The organism is Kitasatospora sp. NA04385 (assembly GCF_013364235.1).
Classification (GTDB): Bacteria; Actinomycetota; Actinomycetes; order Streptomycetales; family Streptomycetaceae; genus Kitasatospora.
On sequence record NZ_CP054919.1, the window covers coordinates 253,610 to 275,294 of the forward strand.

Sequence of the window (21,685 nt, forward strand, 5' to 3'; positions counted from 1 at the left end):
CCACTCGGCTCCCCACCGACCCGGGCCGCGGCAGCGCGCCCCGTTCCGACCACCGGCCCCCGCACGTACGTGACCCGAGGACCGAGACCGTGACCGCACCTGCTCTCACCGCCGCGCACTGGAACCGGAGCTACACCGACGGCATCGCCTTCAGCGCGCTGCGCCCGCAGGAGATCGCCGCGCTCGCCGAGCACGCGCCCGCCCCCGAGGGCGGCGGCCGGGCCCTGGACGTGGGCTGCGGCCTGGGCGACCTGGCCGCCCACCTCGCACTGGTCGGCTACGCGGTGGACGCCGTCGACCTGTCGGCGGCCGCGCTGGAACGCGCCCGCGCCGCCCACCCCGAGGCCGGGGTGCGGTGGCTGGAGGCGGACGTCGAGGTCGCCGACCTGCACCACCTCCTCGGCGACCGGCCCTACGACCTGGTCACGATGCGGCTGTCCGTAGCCTTCCTGGCCGACCGGACGAACACCCTGCACCGGCTCGGCCACCTGCTGGCCCCCGGAGGGACCTTGCTGATCACCACCCCGCTCACCGCCACCACCCCCGCCGAACGCAGGCGCATCGCGCTCGACGAGGACGAGATCGCCGCCCTGACCTCCGGCTGGACGGACGTGCGCCGCCTCGACGCCGACGGCCTCGGCCTGCTGGTGCTGCGCGCCCCCTGCCGCGACACCGCCGCCACCGAGCGCAGCACCCCGGCCACCGGCAACCTCGCGATCGCCGGGGCGCTGGCCGTCGTCACCAACAGCCGCGGCCGGGTGCTGCTCGGCTGGTCGGCCCGGGGCATGTGGGAACTGCCCGGCGGCAAGACCGACACGGTGGAGGACGGCACCGGCGGGGCGCGGGCCGAGACCCTGGAGGAGACCGCGGTGCGCGAACTCGCCGAGGAGACCGGCCTGAAGGCCGACGGCGCCGCAGTAATCACCCTCTTGGTCGACCACGCCCAGCGGGTGCCGCGGATCACCGGGGTGGTGCGCGCCTTCGACGTCACCGGCACCCCGGCGGTGCGGGAGCCGGAGAAGTTCGTGCGCTGGGAGTGGTTCGACCTCGACGCCCTGGACTGCCTCGGACCGGTGTTCGCGCCCGCCGCGCAGGCCCTGAACGCGATCTGGCCCGGCACCGTGAACCGCCTACCGGAGATCTCCGCCTACCCGCACGACGCCCCGGCCCCGGCCGTGCCGGGCGCCGACCCCGAGGCCGCCCGGCGCCGCACCGCGATGACCGAACAGGTCGCCGCCGCCCACCCGCGGCTGCCCGTGGAGGTCCTGGCCGCGCTGCGCACCGTCGAGCGGCACCGGTTCCTGCCCGAGGCGGGCCTCGCCGCCGCCTACGCCCCCGACCGCCCGTACGTCACCCGCCGCGGGGCCCACGGGCAGGCGACCAGCTCCGTCTCGGCGGCGGACCTACAGGCCCTGATGCTCGCCCAGGCCGCCGTCACCCCCGGCGCCCGCGTGCTGGAGATCGGCAGCGGCGGCTGCAACGCCGCCTACCTCGCCCACCTCGCCGGGCCCTCCGGCCACGTCGTCACCGTCGACCTCGACCCGCACGTCGTGCACCGCACCCGCCGCGCCCTCGCCGAGACCGGCACCACCGGCGTCACCGCCCTGCTGGGCGACGGCAACCACGGGGCGCCCGCCCACCTGGTGCCGCGCGGCGGCTTCGACGCGATCGTGGTCACCCACGCCGCCCGCGACCTCGCCCCCGCCTGGTCCGGGCAACTCGCCGACGGCGGACGCCTGGTCCTGCCGCTCGACCTCCACACCCACACCTGGTCGCTCGCCCTGCAACGCCACGGCGACCGGCTGGTCAGCACCGGAGACTGGATCGGCTGCGGCTTCGTCCCCGACACCACCGCCGCCCCGGTCCCGCACACCCGCCTCGCCGACGACGTGCTGCTGTGGCACGCCGACGGCCCCGTCCCCGACACCGACGGGCTGGCGCGGGCCCCGCACGGCCCCGGCCACGAGCGGCGCACCGGCGTCCGGGTCAGGCTCGGCGAGCCGTACGACTCGCTGCACCTGCACCTGCTGACCACCCTGCACGGGCACGGCGGGTGCACCCTGTTCCAGGACCGGGAGCCCTCGGGCCTGACCCGGCTGCCCGGCGGCCGCACCACCCCGGCGCTCACCGCGGGCGGCTCACTCGCCTACCTCGTCCCCGAACCCACCGCGGACGGAGCGGGCGGAACGGACGGGGCCGAGTTCACCGTCCACGCCCTCGGCGAGCACGCCCCCGCGCTGGCCGAACGGATGGCCGCCGCCGTCCGCCACTGGGACCGGCACCTGCGCGGCCACGGCTACCCCCGCCTGACCGTCCACCCCACCACGGCCCCGGACGCAGCCCCCCCGGCCGCCCTCGATCTCGTCCTCGACAAGCCGTCCGCCCGCCTGGCGTTCCGCCCGGCCACCGCCCCCGCGTAGCCTGCCTGCGGGCTGAACTGCCGGAACTGCCGGAGCTGTCGGAGCTGCCGCAACGGCTCACGACCGTGGTCACGGCCCGGCAGGCAGCGGGACGGCGTCGTCGGGGAGGTTCTCCACGATCACCGCCACGGTCGCCGCCGCCCCGTCCACCTCCTGCACCCGGCGGTCGGCGAACGTCACCTCGAAGCGGCCGCTGCCGAGCGGTCTGGTCCGCGGGAAGTCGGAGCAGATGGGCGGCTCGGCCCGGCGGCTGAGGGTGAACCACCACATGCTCCGCCCCGGGGACAGGGCGCGCAGCGGCGCCTGCTCGAACGCCGCCTCGACCAGGTCCCGCCAATCGGCGGCGTGCCTGGTCCTGGTGTCCGCCGCGGCGGACCGGCGCATCATCGCCCAGCGCGCGGGCACGGCCTCGCCCCGCTCATGGGCCTCGGCCAGCTCCCAGGTCCGCAGGAAGGGCCACTGCGCGGTGAGTTCGCGCACCCTGGAGCCTGCGTGCCAGGAGCGCATCGCGCCCGCGACCTCGGACAGGTCCCGCGACTTGCCCGAAGCCATGTGGACGTTCCGGGCCCAGCAGTCGACCAGGAAACAGCGTTCGTTTTTCGCCATCAGGACGTTCACCAAGCGGTCGCCGGCTTCGATCTCCGCCGCTACGTGGCGCCAGCCCGGCGAGGACGTCAACTCGACCGTGAGTCCGGGGCCCTCACGGTCCATCACCGCTTGGAGGGCGTCGCGCAGGGAGCCCGCGTCCGCCACCTCGGGGTAGTGGGCGGCGTACGCGTGCAGAGGGTGCGCGGGATCAGCCGGTGCCACGTCCGGGAGCGGTCCGTGCTCGTGAAAGGGGCTGTCGACCTCGGGCATGCGGCCGAGTCTGCCAGAACGGCCTGCCGCACCGGCCGGTGGGGCCCTCGCGTTCCCGCTCCTCGAAGTGCCGGTGGAAGTGCCCGTGGAAGTGCCCGTACGCGGTGGTGTGCGGCGGGAGGTCGTGCGTCGGCGGTGCGGCTGGTGGATGACCTGCGAGTTCAGGGGTAGGCGCGGACGGGCGGGGAGGACCCCGGCGTCCCCGCGCCCGAGCAGACAGTCGGCAGCGCGAAGGCCGACACCGCCGAGATCGAGGAGAGGGCACACCGATGAACCAGCCGTTCCAGAGCGACGAACCCGCGCGGACCGACCAGGTGCCCGAGCAGGTCGGGCACACCCGTGAGGACCTCGGCCGCACCGTCGAGGCGTTGGCGGCCAAGGCCGACGTCAGGGAGCAGGCCGCCCACGTCAAGGAGCAGGCCGCCGACGTCAAGGAGCAGGTCAAGGAGCACGCGGCCGAGGTGAGGGAGCAGGCGGCCGGGGCGGCCGCCCAGGCGGCCGACTGGGCCCGGGAGAAGGCCGGGCAGGCCGCCGGGCTGGTCAAGGAGAAGACTCCCGATCCGGTGCTCGACAAGGCGGTCCAGGCCGCGGCGCAGGTCCGCAGGACGGCGGCCCGGGCGGGGCACCTGGCGGCCGAGCGGACGCCGGACGAGGTGGGCGAGAAGGCGACGAGTGCCGCGGCGGCGGTGCGGGCCAACCGCGTCCCGCTGCTGGCCGGGGCCGCGGTGCTGGTGGCCGTCCTGGTCCTGCTGCGCGGCCGGAAGCGCAAGTGAAGGCGGTCGCGGTCCTCTACAAGCCGGTCGGGCTGACGCTCGGCGTCGTCGGCGGCATGGTCGCGGGCGTCGCCTTCAAGCAGGTGTGGAAGGCGGTCGGCCACAGCGACGATGCCCCGGACCCCACCGACAAGGACCACGGCTGGGGTGAGGTGCTGTTCGCCGCCGCCCTCCACGGCGCGGTCTTCGGGCTGGTCAAGGCCGCCATCGACCGCGGCGGGGCCGTCGGCGTCCGGCGCCTGACGGGGACCTGGCCCGACTGACCCGCACCGGGGGGGTGCCGGACCCCGGGCGGGGTCCGGCACCCCCCGTACGGGTCCCCGATTTTCCTGACGATGAGTCAACACCGGTTCTATGGTGGTGATCCGGTCCCCGGCGACGATGCCGGACGCGGGGCGGCGGGCGCGCGGCAAGGGCGCGGGCCGCGTGGTCCACGGACCGTACGAAGGGGGAGGCGGGGGATGAAGTACCTGGTGGAGCTGCCGGTCGGCACGACGACGGTGAACGTGGAGGTGATCGCGGAGGACGAGGGACTGGTGCAGGTGTCCCGGTCCGACCGGCTGGCCCGGCGGGCGGCCAGGTCCCTGGGCGAGATGCTCGCGGACGTCCGCCCGGTCGCCGAGGAGTTCGTCGCGGGGCTCGGCTCGATGGCCCGGCGCCCGGACGAGGTGTCGCTCGAGTTCGGGCTGACGATGTCGGCGGAGGCGGACCTGGTGGTCTCCTCGGCGGCGGCGGAGGCGAACTTCAAGGTGTCGCTGACGTGGCGCCCCGCGCAGGGCAGCCCTGAGCCGAACCCGTCGCGGTGACGGCGCCGGAACCCGTGCCGGGCCTCGACGCGGGGACGCTGGAGGCGGCGATCGTGCGGGTCCGCGGCGCGGCGGCAGGGCCGGTCGGGGTCGGGTTCCTGGTGGCCGAGCGGCTGGTGCTGACCTGCGCGCACGTCGTGAGCAGCGCGCTGGGCCTCCCCGGTGGCGACGTCGCCCGGGACGGGTGGACCCGGGACGAGTGGGCCCGCGCCGCGCCCGGCATCCCGTACGCGCCCGGATGCCCGCGCTGAACCGCGCCCCGGCGGGCCGCGGGGCCGAGCGGAGCGGGTGGCCGTCACCGGTGGCCGGTACCGGTCGTCAGGGGTCGTCCTGGCGGCGGGCGGTGGCGGCGATCGACTGGCGCAGCAGGTGCCGGGCGGCCTCCAGTTCGTCGGCCCGGCGGTCGAGGACGGCCAGCCGGTCCCGGAGGCCGGCCAGGACGCCGGGGCAGGGGCGCAGGGCGGCCGCGCCGTCGGTGCAGGGCAGCAGCAGGCGGATGGTGCGGGTGGGCAGGCCGGCGGCGAGCAGGGCGCGGATGCGGCGCACCGTCTCGACCGTGTGCTCCTCGTAGTCGCGGTAGCCGTTGGCGCGGCGTTCGGAGCGGATCAGCCCGGCCCGCTCGTAGTGGCGCAGCAGCCGTTCGCCGACGCCCGTCCGCCGGGCCAGCTCCCCGATCAGCACCCGTACCCGCCCCCGTCCCGTTTGACCTTCCCATGGTGTCAGGGCGCAACAGTGCTTCCAGCGGCGGCATTCCGGGCCCGCCGGGACGGAGGGGAACGAACCAGTGATCATCGACGCGCACAGCCACGTCCACGACCCGGTCGGGGCGCACCTGGAGCTGCTGGACGAGGCCGGGGTCGACCGCGCGGTGCTCTTCGCGACCCGGCCGCACCCGGAACGGGCGGGCGACCTGGCCGCGCTGCGCCGGGAGTTGGCCGTCCTGGCGGAGGCGCTGGACGGCCGGTCCGCCACGGTGGAGGCGTACCGGGGCGCCTGGCGGGAGCTGGACGCGGCGCTGGCCGCCCGGCCGGACCGGTTCATCGGCTTCCTGTCGGTGCCGCTGGGGCTGGACGCCCGCGCGACCGCCGAACTGGTGGAACGGGAGGTGGTCGGGCGCGGGCTGCACGGGATCGGCGAGCTGACGCCGCCGCCGGGCGGGGCCGGGCTGGTCGAGCCGGTGCTCCGGGCGGCGGCCGACCTGGGGCGGCTCCCGGTGGTCGTGCACGGGTCCGCGCCGACCACCGGGCCGGACCTGGCGACGCTGGCGGCGCTGGCCCGCCGGTACCCCGGCGTTCCGCTGGTGGTCAGCCAGTTGGGCGGTCAGCACTGGATGCAGGCCGTCGAACTGGCCCGGGACACGCCGAACCTGTACCTGGAACTGTCCACCGCCCCGGTGGTCTTCGCGGTCCGGCTGGCCGTCCGCGAGCTGCCCGAGCGGACGCTGTTCGGCTCGGACGCACCGTACGGCGACCCGGTGCTCGCCCGCGCCCTGGTGGAACGGGTCACCGCGCCGGGCGAGGTCCGCGACCGGGTGCTGGGCGGGACGCTCGCCGAACTGGTCGGCCTCGGCTGAGGCACCGGGGCACCGGGGCGCTGGGGCACCGCGGCGCGGGGCCCGGCCGTACCGGTCGGACGGAGGGGCCGGGTCCCGGTCTCGGCAGCCGTCCTGCGCCGCCGGTGCCGCTCCTCCACCGTCCTGCGCCGCCGGTGCCGCTCCTCAATCGTCCTGCGCCGCCAGCGCCGTTCCTCCGATTCCGGCGGGGCGGGGGCCGGGGGGACGGGATACTGCTCGAATGCCAGATCATCGGACCGCCGCTCCGGCAAGGACCGCACCGGTCGAATCCCCCGCCCCGCCGCCCGGCCGGCCCTCGCTGCGGCGGGACGTCTCGGTCCCCGCCCTGCTGGCCGGCCTCGTGTGCATCGCCGTCTCCTTCTCCGGCCCGCTGGTCGTCGTGCTCGCCGCGGCCGCCGCCGGGCACCTGGACCCGGCGCACACCGCCTCCTGGATCTGGGCGGTGTCGATCGGCAGCGGACTGACCTGCCTGCTGCTCAGCTGGTGGACCCGCACGCCCGTCATCACCGCCTGGTCGACCCCCGGCGCGGCGCTGCTGATCGGCAGCCTCGGCGCCCACCCGTACCCGGAGGCGGTCGGGGCGTTCCTGGTCAGCTCGGTCGCCGTCGCGCTGTTCGGCGCCACCGGCCTGTTCGGGCGGCTGATCAGGGCGATCCCGGCGGGCATCGTCAACGCCATGCTGGCCGGCATCCTGTTCGCCTTCGGCGCGGGCATCTTCACCGAACTGCGCGCCGCCCCCGTCCTGGTGCTGGGCAGCTTCACCGTCTTCCTGCTGGCCAAGCGCCTGCTGCCGCGCTACGCCGTCCCGCTGGCGCTGCTGGCGGGCGCGCTGCTGGCCGCGGGCACCGTCGGGCTGCCGCTGCGCCTCGGCTCCGGCGGCCCCACCCACCCCGTCTGGACCACCCCGGCGTTCTCCTGGTCCGCCGCCGTCGGTCTGGCGCTGCCGCTCACCATCGTCGCGCTGGCCTCGCAGAACGCCCCCGGCCTCGGCATCATGCGGGCCTCCGGCTACGAGCCCGACGACCGGCTGCTGGTCGGCGCGACCGGCGGCCTGTCGGTGCTGCTCGCCCCGTTCGGCTCGCCCGGCGTCAACCTGGCGGCGATCACCGCCGCGATCTGCACCAGCCCCGAGAGCCACCCCGACCCCCGCCGGCGGTACGTGGCCGGGATGTCCGCGGGCCTGCTCTACCTGCTGGTCGGCAGCTTCGGCGGCGTCCTGGTCAGCCTGTTCACCGGCCTGCCGCCCGCCCTGGTCGCGGTGATCGCCGGTGTCGCCCTGCTGGCCTCCTTCCAGGGCAGCCTGGCCGCCGCGGTCGCCGACGAGCGGGGCCGCGACGGCGCGGTGGTCACCTTCCTCGCCACCGCCTCCGGCATGACCCTGTTCGGCATCGGCGCCCCCTTCTGGGGCCTCCTGCTGGGCCTGGCCACCCACGCCGTCCTGACCCACCGCCACCGTCGCTGACCCCCGGCGCCACCGCCGCTGACCCCCGGCGCCGCCGGTGCGCGCGGTGGTCGCGCCGCGCGATGGGCACAACTCCTCCAAATCCCGAGATGGTTTAGACCATTGACCTCGCGGTCCGCGCCTCCCTAGCATCTGAGCCGTCACGGCAGCCCCACGAGAGCGCCCTGACCTCACCCCTCATGCTGTCTGGCGCGTTCCGTCAGCCGTCCGCCCACGCACGGCCCGGCGGCGCCGCGGCCCGGCGGTCCCACCGCCTGCCGCGCGGCGGCACTGCGCACCCACACCGGACCGGAGTCGACTTGACGATCACAGCTGACGGCACCGCCGGTGTCCCCCACGACGCGGCGGAGCAACTGTCCGTGGGACAGGAACGGCTGTGGTTCCTCGACCAGTTGGAGCCGGGGACGGCCGCCTACAACGTTCCGCTGGTACTCCGGCTGACCGGGCGGCTCGACGTCGCCGCCCTCGCGGGGGCGCTGGAGGCGGTGGCCGCCCGGCACGAGGCGCTGCGCAGCCGGTTCCCCGCGGCGGACGGCCGGCCGCGGGTGGTGGTGGAGGAACCGGCGCCGGTGCGGCTGGGCCCGGTCGACCTGCGGGAGGCCGGGGAGGACGAGCGGGCGGCGGCCCTCGCGGCGCTCACCAACCGCGGCTTCGACCTGGCCGCGGGGCCGCTGCTGCGGGCCGACCTGCTGCGGACGGGCGACGAGGAGCACCTGCTGTGCCTGGTGCTGCACCACATCGTCGCCGACGGCTGGTCGCTCGGCCTGCTGCGCTCCGAACTCGCCCACCACTACGCGGTCGAACGGGGCGAGGCCCGGCCCGCCCTCCCGGCCCCGGCCTCGTACCGGGCGCTCGCGGCCGCCGAACGCGCCTGGCTGGACGGCCCCGAGGCGGCCCGGGCCCTGGAGTTCTGGCGCGACCGGCTGGCCGGGGCACCCGCCCTGGAACTCCCGCTCGACACGCCCCGGGCGGACGGGGACCGGACCGGCGGGGACGGGACCGGCGGAGACCGGACCGGCGGGGACGGGAGCGCCGGGGACGGGAGCACCGGCGGCTACCGCACGCAGGTGCTGCACGGCCTCGGCCCGCAGCTCGCGGCCTTCGCCCGCGCCCACCGCGTCACCCCGTTCATGGTGCTGGCCACCGCCTACCTGGCCCTGCTGCACCGGATCACCGGGCAGGACGACTTCTGCGTCGGGGTGCCGACCGCCGCACGCGACACCCTCGGCAGCGAGGACGCCATCGGCTACTTCTCCTCCGCCCTGGTGCTCCGGGCCGACTTCTCGACGGCGCCGACCTTCGGCGAGGCCCTGCGCCGCACCCGCTCCGAGTGGACGGGCGCCCTGACCCACCGGCGGGTGCCCTTCGAGCGGCTGGCCGAGGACCTCCGGCCGGCCCGGGACACCGGGCGCACCCCCGTCTTCCAGACCATGCTCACCGTGCACACCCAGGACGGCGGCGCGCTCGGCGCCCAGCCCTTCGCCGACCTCACCTGCGCCGAGGTCGACGGCGGGCACCGCGCCGTCAAGTTCGAACTGGGGATGGACGTCCGCCCCGACGGGGACGACCTGCACGTCGTCCTGGGCTACCGCGCCGACCTGCTGAGCGGCGCCACGGTCGCCGCGACCGGCCGCCGGTTCGAGGCCCTGCTGCGCGGCGCGCTGGACCGGCCCGACACGCCCGTGCACCGCCTGCCCCTGCTGGACGCCGCCGACCTCGCCCGGCTGGCCGAGTCGGGCCGCGGCCCGGACCTCCCGCGGCCTCCGGCGTGCTCCGGCCATCGACCGGGCGGCGGCGGCCCGTCCCGGCGCCACCGCGGTCGTCGGCCCGGACGGCTCCCTCACCCGGGGCGAGCTGTCCGCGGCGTCCCGGGCCCTGGCGGCCCGGCTCGCGGCGCACGGCGTCAACCGCGGGGACGTGGTGGCGCTCTGCCTGCCCCGGGGCCCGGAGGCGGTGACCGCCATGCTGGCGGTCTGGCGCCTGGGCGCCGGCTACCTGCCGCTGGACCCGGCCTACCCGTCCGCCCGGCTGTCCTTCGTGCTGGCCGACAGCGGGGCCGTCCTGCTGCTCACACCGGACGGCCGCGCGCCGGACGGGGTGGACGTGCGGGTCCCGGTGCTGTCCGCCGCCGCGAGCGGCCCCGCCCGGGAGCCGTCCGAGGAGCCGTCCGGGCCGCGCCCCGACGACCCGGCGTACCTGATCTACACCTCCGGATCGACCGGCCGCCCCAAGGGCGTGCTGGTGCCGCACCGGGCGCTGGCCGCCCGCGTCGCCTGGATGGTGGCGGGCTACGGGATCGGCGAGGACGACCGCGTCCTGCAGTACGCCACGCTCGCCTTCGACACCAGCGCGGAGGAGCTCTTCCCGGCACTCGCCGCCGGGGCCGTCCTGGTGACGGCCCGGCCCGGCGCCGCGCTCCCGGACCAGCTGGCCGAGCCGTACGCCGCCGGTGTCACCGTGCTGGACCTGCCGACCCCCTACTGGCACCACCTGGTCGCCGACCTGGACGAGACGCCGTGGCCGGAGCGGCTGCGGCTGCTGGTCCTGGGGGCCGACCAGCTCCGCCCGGACGCGGTCGCCGCCTGGCGGGCCCGGTTCGGGGACCGCGTCCGGGTGGTCAACTCCTACGGCCCCACCGAGACCACGGTCATCGCGACCACCTGGGAGCTGGGCGCGGCCGACGGGCGGGCGCGCCCGCCGATCGGCCGGCCGATCGGCGGGACCACCGCGGCCGTCCTGGACCGGTACGGCACCCCGGTGCCGCCCGGCACCCCGGGCGAGCTGGTGCTCGGCGGCGCCGGGCTGACGCACGGTTACCTCGGCCGGTCCGGGGCCACCGCGCGGTCCTTCGTCCCCGACCCGGACGGCCCGCCGGGCGCCCGCCGCTACCGCACCGGCGACCTGGTCCGGTACCGCGCCGACGGCGCCCTGGAGTTCCTCGGGCGGATCGACGACCAGCTGAAGGTCCGCGGCTACCGGATCGAGCCCGGCGAGGTCGAGGCGGCCCTGCTGGGGTGCCCGGGCGTGGCGCACGCCGCCGTCGCCGCGCACGGCGACGTCCTCGCCGCCTACACCGTCCCGCGGCCGGACCGGCCCCGCCCCGGACGCGCTGCGCGCCGCGCTCGCCGCCGTGCTGCCGCCGCACGCCGTCCCGCACGCGTTCGTGCCGCTCGACGCGTTGCCGCTCACCCCCAACGGGAAGCTGGACCGCCGGGCGCTGCCCGTCCCGTCCCCCGGCGCCGGGACGTCGGCGGCGCACGTGCCGCCGCGCACCGAGGCCGAGGAGCTGGTGGCCGAGGTCTGGCAGGAGGTGCTCGGCGTCGACGGGGTCGGCGCCCACGACGACTTCTTCGACCTCGGCGGGCACTCGCTGCTCGCCACCCGGGTGATCGCCCGGCTGCGGGCCGCGGTCGACCTCGCCGTCCCGCTCCGGACGCTGTTCACCCACCGCACCGTGGCGGCCTTCGCCGAGGCCGTCGAGGCCGCGCTCGCCGCCGAGATCGACACCCTCTCCGACGCCGCCGCCGAAGAACTCCTGGCCGCCCAGGACGCCGTGGAAGGACCCCGCCCGACCCCATGAGCACCGCCGACAGAACCACCACGGCCGAGCCTTCCCCGGCCGCCGCGCCCGCTCCCGTCCCGGCCCCAGCCGCCGTCCCCTCCCCGGCCGCCGCGCTCTCCGACCCCAAGCGGGAGCTGCTGCGCCGCCGGCTGGCCGCCCGGAACCGGACCCGGACGGCCGCGGTGCCCCGGCGGGAGCCCGGAACGCCCGTGCCGCTCTCCTTCGCCCAGGAACGCCTGTGGTTCATGGAGCAGTTCGCCCCCGGCACCAGCGCGTACAACATCCCGGTCGTCCGGCGGCTGCGCGGCCCGCTCGACGCCGAGCTGCTGCGGGCCGCGGTGGACACCAGCGTCGCCCGGCACGAGACGCTGCGCTCCCGCTACCCGGCGACCGAGGACGGGCGCCCGCTGCTGGTCGTCGACCCGCCCGCCCCGACGCCGGTGCCCGTGGTCGCGGCCGCCGACGAGCGCGCCGCCGAACGCCTGGTGGACGAGGCCGCCGCCGTCCCCTTCGACCTGGAGGCCGGCCCGCTGCTGCGGGTGCTGCTGGTCCGGCTGGCGGCGGACGACCACGTCCTGCTGCTCGTCGTCCACCACAGCGTCGGCGACGGCTGGTCGAGCGAGGTGCTGCTCGGCGAGGTGCTGCTCGGGTACGCCGCCCGGGCGGCCGGCGCGCCCGATCCGCTGCCCGAACTGCCGGTGCAGTACGGCGACTTCGCCCTGTGGCAGCGCGAGCGGCTGAGCGGCGACCGGCTCGCCGCGGAACTCGCCCACTGGCGGCGCGAACTCGCCGGTGTCGAGCCGCTGCAGCTGGCCTTCTCCCGGCCCCGGCCCCCGCAGCAGACCTTCGAGGGCGCGGGCTACGGCTTCGCGGTGGACCGGCCGCTGCTCGACCGGCTGTCCGCGCTGGCCGACCGGCACGGCGCCACCCCGTACATGGTGCTGCTCGCCGCGTTCCAGCTCCTGCTGGCCCGCTACAGCGGCCAGCGCGACTTCGCGGTCGGCTCGCCGGTGGCCGGCCGCCCGGAACCCGAACTGGAGCCGCTCGTCGGCATGTTCGTCAACGTGCTGGCGCTGCCCGCCCGGCTGGGGGGCGACCCGACCTTCGGCGAACTGGTCGACCGCACCCGCGAGACCTGCCTGGAGGCGTACGCGCACCAGGAGCTGCCGTTCGCCCACCTGGTCAGCGAGCTCAACGTGGCCCGGGACGCCTCCCGGCCGCCGGTCTTCCAGGCCGTGCTGGCCGTCCAGAACTACGCCACCCAGCGCTCCGCGGCCGTGGAACTGCCCTTCGAGGTCGAGCCGTTCGGGGTCCGGGCCAGCGGCACCCGGTTCGACCTGGAGCTGTTCCTCCAGGAGTGGCCGGACGGCCTGCGGGGCTCGTTCAACTACAACACCGACCTGTTCGCCGAGCCGGACGTCGCGGTCCTGGCCGGCCACTTCGACCGGCTGCTGCGGGCCGTCGCCGCCCACCCCGACACCCGCCTGTCCGCGCTCGACACCCTCACCCCGGCCGAACTCGCCTTCGAGACCGAGCGCTTCAACGACACCGCGGTCGACCGCCCCGCCACCACGCTGACCGCCCTGGTCGCCGAGCAGACCGCCCGGACGCCGGACGCCGTGGCCGTCGCCGTCGAGGGGCGCCCCGCGCTCACCTACCGCGAACTCGACGCCCTGGCCGGGCGGATCGCCGCCCGGCTCGCCGCCGAGGGCGTCGGCCCCGGCAGCCTGGTCGCGGTGAGCGCCGAGCGCTCGCCGGAGCTCGTCGCCGCGCTGCTCGGCGTGCTGCGCTCCGGCGCCGCCTACGCGCCGGTCGAACCGGACCACCCGGCGGAGCGCCGCGCCCTGCTGCTCGCGGACAGCGGCGCCACCGTCCTGCTCACCCAGCGGGGCCTGCCGACGCCGGTCGGCTGCACCGCCCGGGTGCTGCTGCTCGACGACCCGGCGGAGTGGCCGCGGGCCCGTAGCCTGCCCGCCGGGCCGCGGCCGGACGACACCGCGTACCTGATCTACACCTCCGGCTCCACCGGCACCCCCAAGGGCGTGCCCAACACCCACCGGGCCATCGCCAACCGCGTCCGGTGGATGCAGGACGCCTACCGCCTGGGCCCCGACGACGCCGTCCTGCAGAAGACCCCGACCGGCTTCGACGTCTCCGTCTGGGAGTTCTTCTGGCCGCTGACCGCCGGGGCCCGGATCGTGCTGGCCCGGCCGGGCGGGCAGAAGGACAGCGGCTACCTCCGCGACCTCGTCGTCTCCGCCGGCGTCACCGTCGCCCACTTCGTCCCCGCGATGCTCACCGCGTTCCTCGCCGAGGAGGGCGTCGAGCGCTGCACCACGCTGCGCCGGGTGGTGTGCAGCGGCGAGGCGCTGCCGCCCGACGCCGCCCGCGAGCTGACCTCCCGGCTGCCCGGGCTGGCACTGGCCAACCTGTACGGGCCGACCGAGGCCGCCGTCGACGTCTCCGCCTGGGAGTGCACGGGGCCGCTGGAGAGCGTGCCGATCGGCCTCCCGATCCACAACACCCGGCTGTACGTGCTCGACGAGCGGCTGCGCCCGGTGCCGCCCGGCGCCCCCGGGGAGCTGCACATCGGCGGCACCGCCGTCGCCCTCGGCTACCACCGGCGCCCCGGGCTCACCGCCGCCCGGTTCGTCCCCGACCCGTGGGGGCCGCCCGGCTCCCGCCTCTACCGGACCGGGGACCTGGCCCGCCGCCGCGCCGACGGCACCCTCGAACACCTCGGGCGGATCGACCAGCAGGTCAAGCTCCGCGGCATGCGGATCGAGCCCGGCGAGACCGAGGCCGCGCTCCGCGCCCAGCCGGGCGTCGCCGACGCCGCCGTCGTGCTGCGCGAGGACCGCCCCGGCGACCAGCGGCTGGTCGGCTACCTGGTGGTCGCCGACGGCGCCGAGGAGCCCGACCACGCGGCGCTGCGGACGGCGCTGCGGCGCAGCCTGCCCGACCACCAGGTGCCGACGGCCTTCACCGCCGTGCCCGCCCTGCCGCTCACCCCCAACGGGAAGCTGGACCGGCGCGCCCTGCCGGTGCCGCGGGTCCACCGCCCGGCCGGGGCCGCCGAACCCGCGACCCCGGCCGAGCGGGTGCTCGCCGAGATCTGGGCGGAGGTCCTCGGCCTGCCCTCGGTCGGCGCCGACGAGAGCTTCTTCGACCTCGGCGGCCACTCGCTGCTGGCCACCCAGGTGGTCGCCCGGGCCCGCAGGCGGCTGGCCGCGGTGGAGGCCCGGCCGATCAGCGTGATGGACCTGTTCACCCACCGGACCGTCCGCGAGCTGGCGGCCGTCGCGGACCGGACCGACGGCGAGCGCGCCCCGCGCGGCCTGCTGCACCGGCTCACCCGGGCGGTGCCGGCCGAGCGGCGCCGGCTGACCCTGGTCTGCGTCCCGTACGGCGGCGGCAGCGCCGTCGTCTACCAGCCCGTCGCCGACGCGCTGCCCGCCGACACCGAGCTGTGGGCGGTGGCCGTCCCCGGCCACGACCTCGGCGTGACCGAGGAGCACCTGGCCTTCGACGAGCTGGCGGCCAGGATCGCCGCCGAGGTCCGGGAGCGGGTCGAGGGCCCGCTCGTCGTGTACGGCCACTGCGCGGTCGGCACGGCGCTCGCCGTCTGCGTGGCCCGCGAGCTGGAGGCGTCCGGCCGGGAGCTGGAGGGCGTCTACGCCGGCGCCCAGTTCCCGTTCGCCCGGCCGCGCAGCCGGGTGCTCTCCGCGCTCGGCAAGATCGCCTCGCTCGAACCGCTGGTCGGCGACCGCACGTACGCCAACTGGCTGACCGGCATGGGCGTGGACACCTCCGAACTGGACGAGGAGCAGGTCCGGTTCGTGGTGGGCAACATGCGCCGGGACACCAGGGCGGCCGAGGACTGGTTCACCCGGGCCATCGCGGAGGTCGCCGACGGCGCGCCCCGGCTGCGGGCGCCGCTGGTCTCCCTGGTCGGCGACCGCGACCCGGCGGCCGACTTCTACCAGGAGCGCTACCGCGAGTGGCTGCTGCTGGCCGAGCGCTCGGCCGTGGCCGTGCTCGACGAGGGCGGGCACTTCTTCATCACCTACCGCGCGGCCGAGGTCGCCGCCGCCGTCACCAGCGTGCACCGCGCCGTCGTCGCCGGGACGACCGGCGCGCTGCCCGCGCCCGGCCCCGAGAACTCCTGGTGGTTCCACGCCGAGACCGGGCCCGCCGCCGGGACGACCACCGGGACGACCGCCGAGACGACCGAGACCGCCGAGACCGCCGAGACCGCCGCCGGACCCGCCACCCCGGCCGACGACGGGCCGCAGCCCAGCATGCGGCGCTTCCTGCTGGTGGCCGGCGGCCAGCTGGTGTCCATCACCGGTTCGGCGCTCACCGAGTTCGCCCTGCCGATCTGGATCCTGCTGCAGACCGGTTCGATGACCCGCTACGCCCTGTACGCGGTGGTCGCGATGCTCCCGGGCATCCTGGTCGGCCCGCTGGCCGGGGCGGTCGTCGACCGGCTGGACCGCCGCGCGGTGATGCTCGGCGGCGACCTGACCGCCGCCGCCACCCAGGCCGCACTGCTGGGGCTGCTGCTGGCCGGCCGGCTGCAGTCCTGGGAGGTGTACGCGCTGCTCGGCGTGCTCTCCGTCGCCCTGACCTTCCAACGGCTCGCCTACGCCTCCGCCGTGCCGCAGCTCGTCCCCAAGCAGTACCTGGGGCACGCCAACGGCATCGTCCAACTCGCCTTCGGGACGGCGCAGTTCGTCGTTCCGCTGGCCGCGGTGGCGCTGCTCGCCGCGATCGGGCTGCGGGGCATCCTGGTGATCGACGTGGTCAGCTACGCGCTCGCCGTCGGCGTGCTGCTCGCAGTGCGCTTCCCGCGCACGCTGCCCTGGACCAGGCGGGAGTCGCTGGTCGCCGAGATCCGCAACGGCTTCGCCCACACCTGGCGCCACCGGGGCTTCCGGGCGATGCTGCTGTGGTTCGCCGGGCTGAACGTCTTCCTGTCGCCGCTGTTCCTGCTCACCACCCCGCTGGTGCTCGCCTTCGCCGACCTCGGGGCGGCCGCCCGGGTCGCGGTCGCGGGCGGCGCCGGGGCCCTGCTCGGCGGGGTGGCCATGGGGTTCTGGGGCGGGCCGCGGCGGCACCGGCTGCGCGGGATGCTGGCCCTGGCGGGCCTGCTCGCCGTGGCCGGCGCCGTCACCGGGCTGCGCCCGAACCTGTGGGTGGTGGCGGCCGGGGCGTTCGGCATGTCGTTCGCGCTGTCCCTGGTCAACGGCATCTACGCGACGATCGTCCAGACCAAGGTCGCGCAGCGCTTCCACGGCCGGGTGTTCGCCCTGAACACCCTCATCGCCTGGTCCACCCTGCCACTGGGCCACGGGGTCGTCGCCCCGCTGGGCTCCGCCGTGTTCGGCCCGCTGATGGAGCCGGGCGGCGCGCTCGCCCCGGTGTTCGGCCCGCTCGTCGGCACCGGCCCGGGGCGCGGCATCGCCCTGATGTACGTGCTGTTCGGCCTCGCCATGATGGCGCTGGTCGCCCTCGGGCTGCGGCTCCCGGCGCTGGCCCGCTTCGACCGCGACGTGCCCGACGCCGAGCCGGACGACCTGGTCGGCCTGCGCGAACGGGCCCGGACCGCCGCGGCCCGCCGGGCCGAGGGGGGCACCGCGTGAGCGCGCCCGCACCGCGCCGACCGCTCCCCGGCCCCGGCCACCCTGCCCGCCCTGCTCGCCCACCGGGCCGCGGCGCACGGGGAGCGGATCGCGATCGTCAACGGCGAACGGCGTCTGGGCTTCGCCGACTGGCAGCGGCGCAGCGGTGCGCTCGCCGCCGTGCTGCGCGCGGCCGGGCTGGCCGCCGGGGACCGGGTCGGCCTGTGCTACGGCACCGGCGGCTGGACGGAGTTCGCGGTGGCGTTCCTCGCCGTGCTGCGGGCCGGCGGGGTCGCCGTGCCGTTCTCCGACCGGACGCCGCCCGCCGGGGTCGGCCACGTGCTGGCCGACTCCGGGGCGCGCCTGCTGCTGCACGGCCCCGCCGGGGCTCCGGCGGGGGTGCCGACGGGCGTACGGACGCTCACCGAGGAGACCGGCTCCGGCCCGGACGGCCCGGAGCTGCCCGGCCCAGACCTGCCCGGCCCGGAGCTGCCCGATCCGGACCCGTCGGCGCTCGCCCAGATCCTGTACACCTCCGGCACCACCGGCACCCCCAAGGGCGTCACCGCCTCCCACGCGAACCTCGCGCACGGCTGCACGCTGGACGAGCGCCGTCGGCCGCTGCGCCACTCGGCCGCGTTCCTGCACACCTTCCCGGTCGGCACCAACGCGGGCCAGACCATGCTGGTCAACGCCCTGAACGCGCACGCCCGGTGCGTGGCCGCGCCGCAGTTCACCCCGGCCCGGTTCCTGCGGCTGATCCCCGAGCACGAGGTCGGCAGCGTGTTCCTGGTGCCCGCCACGGCGATCGAGATACTCGCCTCCCCCGCCCTGGCCGCGGCCGCCGGGAGCGGGGCCCTGGACGGCGTCCGACTGGTCGGCTCCACCGCCGCGGCGCTGCCGCAGCCCGTCGCGCTCGGCCTGAGCCGGGCCTTCGGCAAGGCGCAGATCGTCAACTACTACACGTCCACGGAGGCCGCCCCGGCCCAGGTCACCCTGCTGTTCGACCCCGCCCGTCCGCAGTCGCCCGGCCGCCCCGCGTCGCTGGCAGACCTTCGGGTCACCGACGGCGCGGGCCGCCCGGTGCCGCCGGGCGAGGCGGGCGAGCTGTGGCTGCGTTCGCCCTCCGCGCCGCGCGGCTACCTCGGCGAGCGGGACGAGGAGACCTTCCGGGGCCGGTGGACCCGGATGGGCGACCTCGGCCGGATCGACCGGGACGGTTTCCTGCACCTGCTCGACCGGGAGCGCGACGTCGTCAAGTCCGGTGCCCACAAGGTCTCCACCCTCCAGGTCGAGGACGCGCTGCACGCCCACCCGCTGGTCGCCGACGCGGCGGCCGTCGGCGTCCCGCACCCCGTCCTGGGCAGCGTGGTGGCGGCGTTCGTCGTGCCCGCCGGGGCCGGGCAGCCGACCCCGGCCGCCCTGCGCACCTTCCTGCTGGACCGGCTCGCCGTCCACGAGCTCCCCGCCACCGTGCACTTCCGCGACGCCCTCCCCCGCAACGAGGCCGGCAAGGTCCTCAAGCGGGAGCTGCGCCGCACCCTCGACCCCGACCCCCGTGAGGCCGCCCCGTGACCCTCCCGACCTCCCCCGCCCAGCACGGCCTGCGGCTCACCGAGCACGCGCTGGACGTCGGCTCCGCCTACCACCTGGCCGTCGCCGTCGAGTTGACCGGCCCGCTCGACGTCCCGGCCCTGGACCGGGCGTGCGCCGCCGTCACCGCCCACCACCCGGCCCTGCGCAGCGTCCCGGCGCCGGACGGCGGAGACGGCCGGACGGTCGCGGTGCCCGCGCCGCGCCGGATCGAGTGCGCCGCCGGGGAACTGGACGCGCGGCTCGCCGAGGAGCGCGCGGCCGCCTTCGACCTGCTCGCCGGTCCGCTGTGCCGGTTCGCGCTGCTGCGCACCGGGCCGGAGCGGCACGTCCTGCTGTTCACCGCCCACCACCTGGTGTTCGACGGCGAGTCCAAGGAGCGGCTGGTCGGCGACCTCGCCGCGGCCTACCGGGGCGATCCGCTCCCGCCGGTGCCCGCCGCCGTGCACCCGGCCGCGGACCCGGCGCCGGAGGACCTGGCGGACGCCCNCGCGCTGTGGGCCGGCCACGGGCCGGACCCGGCCGCCCCCGTCCTGCCCGGCCTCGTCCCGCCGGCCGACGGCGGCGTGCTGCCCGCGCCCGGCGCCGAGACCGCCTTCCGGCTCGACGGGCGGCGCAGCGCGGCCCTCTCCGAGACGGCGCGCCGGATCGGCGTCACCCGCTTCGAGCTGCTGACCGCGGCCTGGCATGCGCTGCTCGTCCGCTACGGCGACCCGGCCCCCACCACCGCGGTCGAGCTCTCGCTGCGCCCGCCGGGCGCGCCGGTGGCCGTCGGCCTGGCCGTCAACGAGCTGCCGCTGCGGGTCGCCGCCGCGGGCGCCGCCGGGCTGCCGTTCGCGGACTGGGCGCGCTCCGTGCGGGCCGGTCTGCGGGCGGTGTACCGGCACCGGGCGACGCCCTTCGGCCGGATCGTGCGGGGCCTGACCCCCCGGACGGCGCTCGCCCCGCTGTCCGTCAGCTACCGGCGCCGCCCGGCCGCCGCCGCGCCGGACTTCGGTCCGGTCGCCGCCGAGGTGCGGTGGATCGGCTTCGCGGGCACGGCGCGCAACCTGCTCCACCTCCAGCTGGTCGACTGCGGCGACGAGGTGCTCGGCAGCCTCCAGTACCGCCGCTCGGCGCTGGCGCCGGGCAGTGCCGAGCGGATCGTCGCGCACTGGACGCGGCTGCTGGACGGGGCGCTCGCCGACCCCGGCACGCCGCTCGGCGCGCTGCCGCTGCTCGGCCCGGACGAGCTGCGGGAGCAGGTCGCGGCGCCGGTGGCGCGCACCGGCCCGGCCCCGGCGACCGTCCCCGAGGAGTTCTTCGCCCGCGCGGCCGAGCGGCCGGACGCGGTCGCCGTCGTCGCGTCGGGCACCGCCCTGACCTACGCCGCGCTCGCCGAGCGGGTGGAGCGCGCGGCGGCGGCGCTGGCCCGGCACGGGGCCGGGGCGGGGAGGCTGGTCGGCGTCGAGCTGCCCCGGGGCCTGGACCAGCTGGTCGCGGTGCTCGCCGCGCTGGCCGCCGGGGCCGCCTACCTGCCGCTCGACCCCGGGTACCCGGCGGAGCGGCTGGCCTTCGTCCGTACGGACGCCGCTCCCGCGCTGCGGATCACCCGGACGCCGGAGGGCCCCGGCGACCTGAGCCCGGCGGACCTCGCCGCCGCGGACCTCGCCGCCGCGGGCGGGCGCGCGCCGCGGCCCGCGCCGGACCTCGCGCTGCCCGCGTACGTGCTGTACACCTCGGGTTCCACCGGCCGCCCCAAGGGTGTCGAGGTGCCGCATTCGGCGCTGGCCAACGTGCTGGCGGCGCTGCGGGAGCGGCTCGGCTCCCGGGCCGGGGACCGCTGGCTGGGGCTCACCTCGCTGTCGTTCGACATCTCCGCCGTCGAGCTGTTCCTGCCGCTGACCACCGGCGGCAGCGTCGTCCTGGTCGCGGAGGAGGAGCACAGGGACGGCCCGGCCCTGCTCAAGCTGCTGCGGGACGAGCGGGTCACCCACGTGCAGGCCACGCCCAGCGGCTGGCGGCTGCTGCTGGACGCCGGGCTCCCCGGCCCGGTGCCGGGCCTGACCGCGCTCACCGGCGGCGAGGCGCTGCCCGCCCCGCTGGCCGCCGAGCTGGGCGCGGCCACCGCGCGGCTGGTGAACGTGTACGGGCCGACCGAGACGACGATCTGGTCGACGCTGGCCGAGCCCGCCGTCACCGGCGACGGCACGGTCTGTCTGGGCGCCCCGCTGGCCGGTACCGGCGCGTACCTGCTGGACGCCGGGCTGCGGCCCGTGCCGTACGGCGTGGCGGGCGAGCTGTACCTCGGCGGGGCGGGGGTGGCGCACGGCTACCTGGGCCGCCCGGGCCTGACCGCCGGCCGGTTCCTGCCCGACCCGTACGGGCCCCCGGGCAGCCGGATGTACCGGACCGGGGACCTGGTGCGGCGCGGCCCGGGCGGCGCGCTGGAGTACCTCGGCCGCCTCGACGGCCAGGTGAAGCTGCGCGGCCACCGGATCGAACTGGGCGAGGTGGAGGCCCGGTTGGCCGGCCACCCGGGCGTGGCGCGGGCGGCCGTGGCCGTGCACGGCCCGGAGGGGGACCGCCGGCTCACCGCCTACGTCGTCCCGGCCGGACCGGCCCCCGCCCCGGAGGAGCTGCGCGCGCACCTGGCGGGCGTGCTGCCCGCCGCCGTCCTGCCCGGCGCGTACGTCGTCCTGGACGCCTTCCCGCTGACCCCCAACGGGAAGCTGGACCGGGCCGCGCTGCCGGAGCCGGAGCCGGTCCGCCCCGGGCGGCCGGACGGGCCGGAGCGGGCCGGGGCGGACGGCACCGACGCGGTGGTCCTCGACATCTGGCGCGAGGTCCTCGGCCTGGACGACCTGGGGCCCGACGAGGACCTCTTCGACCTCGGCGGGCACTCGCTGACGATCACGGCCATCACCGCCCGGATCCGCCACCGCCTCGACGTGGACGTCCCGCTGGACGTCTTCTTCGACACCCCCACCGCACGGGACGTCGCAGCCGCCGTCCGTGCCCTGCGAGAGGACTGA

At 77.3% G+C, this 21,685-nt stretch carries 13 protein-coding genes and 2 pseudogenes; 13 read left to right on the top strand and 2 right to left on the bottom strand.

Features of this window, described 5'->3' with window-relative positions:
• Positions 1-89: 89 nt before the first annotated feature.
• The gene (gene fxlM, locus HUT16_RS01100) at positions 90-2,420 is read left to right on the top strand and encodes a methyltransferase, FxLD system (protein WP_176184546.1); all 2,331 of its coding nucleotides are present in this window, start codon (positions 90-92) and stop codon (positions 2,418-2,420) included.
• A gap of 69 nt (positions 2,421-2,489) precedes the next feature.
• Here the strand turns inward: fxlM and HUT16_RS01105 are convergent, their stop codons facing one another.
• A complete protein-coding gene (locus HUT16_RS01105; RefSeq protein ID WP_176184548.1) occupies positions 2,490-3,278 on the bottom strand; it encodes a DUF6193 family natural product biosynthesis protein in 789 nt (262 codons plus the stop codon).
• Between the two features lie 269 nt (positions 3,279-3,547).
• Between HUT16_RS01105 and HUT16_RS01110 the strand changes: the two genes are divergently transcribed.
• From HUT16_RS01110 to HUT16_RS01125, 4 genes are all read left to right on the top strand, one after another.
• The gene (locus HUT16_RS01110) at positions 3,548-4,051 is read left to right on the top strand and encodes a DUF3618 domain-containing protein (RefSeq protein ID WP_176184550.1); all 504 of its coding nucleotides are present in this window, start codon (positions 3,548-3,550) and stop codon (positions 4,049-4,051) included.
• Positions 4,048-4,314, top strand: a complete 267-nt coding sequence (locus HUT16_RS01115) for a DUF4235 domain-containing protein (RefSeq protein ID WP_176184552.1) — start codon at positions 4,048-4,050, stop codon at positions 4,312-4,314. The genes HUT16_RS01110 and HUT16_RS01115 overlap by 4 nt, the downstream gene beginning before the upstream one ends.
• A 198-nt stretch (positions 4,315-4,512) precedes the next feature.
• Positions 4,513-4,857 (top strand): CU044_2847 family protein, encoded by a 345-nt coding sequence (locus HUT16_RS01120; protein WP_176184554.1) that lies wholly within the window; start codon positions 4,513-4,515, stop codon positions 4,855-4,857.
• A complete protein-coding gene (locus HUT16_RS01125) occupies positions 4,854-5,108 on the top strand; it encodes a hypothetical protein (protein ID WP_176184556.1) in 255 nt (84 codons plus the stop codon). The genes HUT16_RS01120 and HUT16_RS01125 overlap by 4 nt, the downstream gene beginning before the upstream one ends.
• A gap of 67 nt (positions 5,109-5,175) precedes the next feature.
• Here the strand turns inward: HUT16_RS01125 and HUT16_RS01130 are convergent, their stop codons facing one another.
• Complete coding sequence (locus tag HUT16_RS01130) at positions 5,176-5,538, bottom strand: MerR family transcriptional regulator (protein ID WP_176184558.1); 363 nt, start codon at positions 5,536-5,538, stop codon at positions 5,176-5,178.
• Between the two features lie 103 nt (positions 5,539-5,641).
• On the opposite strand from HUT16_RS01130, the gene HUT16_RS01135 reads away from it, so the two are divergent.
• The 8 genes and pseudogenes from HUT16_RS01135 to HUT16_RS01160 all read left to right on the top strand — a co-directional run bounded on the left by HUT16_RS01135 (position 5,642) and on the right by HUT16_RS01160 (position 21,685).
• Entirely contained in the window at positions 5,642-6,430 is a 789-nt protein-coding gene (locus tag HUT16_RS01135; RefSeq protein WP_176184560.1) for an amidohydrolase family protein, read from the top strand.
• 220 nt (positions 6,431-6,650) lie between these two features.
• The gene (locus HUT16_RS01140) at positions 6,651-7,892 is read left to right on the top strand and encodes a benzoate/H(+) symporter BenE family transporter (RefSeq protein WP_176184561.1); all 1,242 of its coding nucleotides are present in this window, start codon (positions 6,651-6,653) and stop codon (positions 7,890-7,892) included.
• A 179-nt stretch (positions 7,893-8,071) separates the two neighbouring features.
• Positions 8,072-9,550, top strand: a pseudogene (locus HUT16_RS39575) (condensation domain-containing protein); the annotation flags it as partial.
• Between the two features lie 121 nt (positions 9,551-9,671).
• Positions 9,672-10,874 (top strand): annotated as a pseudogene (locus tag HUT16_RS39580) (amino acid adenylation domain-containing protein); the annotation flags it as partial.
• A gap of 148 nt (positions 10,875-11,022) precedes the next feature.
• On the top strand, positions 11,023-11,472 hold the full coding sequence (locus HUT16_RS39585; protein ID WP_368662659.1) for a phosphopantetheine-binding protein: 450 nt from the start codon (positions 11,023-11,025) through the stop codon (positions 11,470-11,472).
• Entirely contained in the window at positions 11,469-17,099 is a 5,631-nt protein-coding gene (locus HUT16_RS01150) for a non-ribosomal peptide synthetase/MFS transporter (RefSeq protein ID WP_176184563.1), read from the top strand. The genes HUT16_RS39585 and HUT16_RS01150 overlap by 4 nt, the downstream gene beginning before the upstream one ends.
• 42 nt (positions 17,100-17,141) lie before the next feature.
• Positions 17,142-18,653 carry a class I adenylate-forming enzyme family protein gene (locus HUT16_RS01155; protein WP_176192417.1) on the top strand — a complete coding sequence of 504 codons (1,512 nt, stop codon included), beginning with the start codon at positions 17,142-17,144 and terminating at the stop codon, positions 18,651-18,653.
• Positions 18,650-21,685, top strand: a complete 3,036-nt coding sequence (locus HUT16_RS01160) for a non-ribosomal peptide synthetase (protein WP_176184565.1) — start codon at positions 18,650-18,652, stop codon at positions 21,683-21,685. Before HUT16_RS01155 ends, HUT16_RS01160 begins: the two co-directional genes overlap by 4 nt.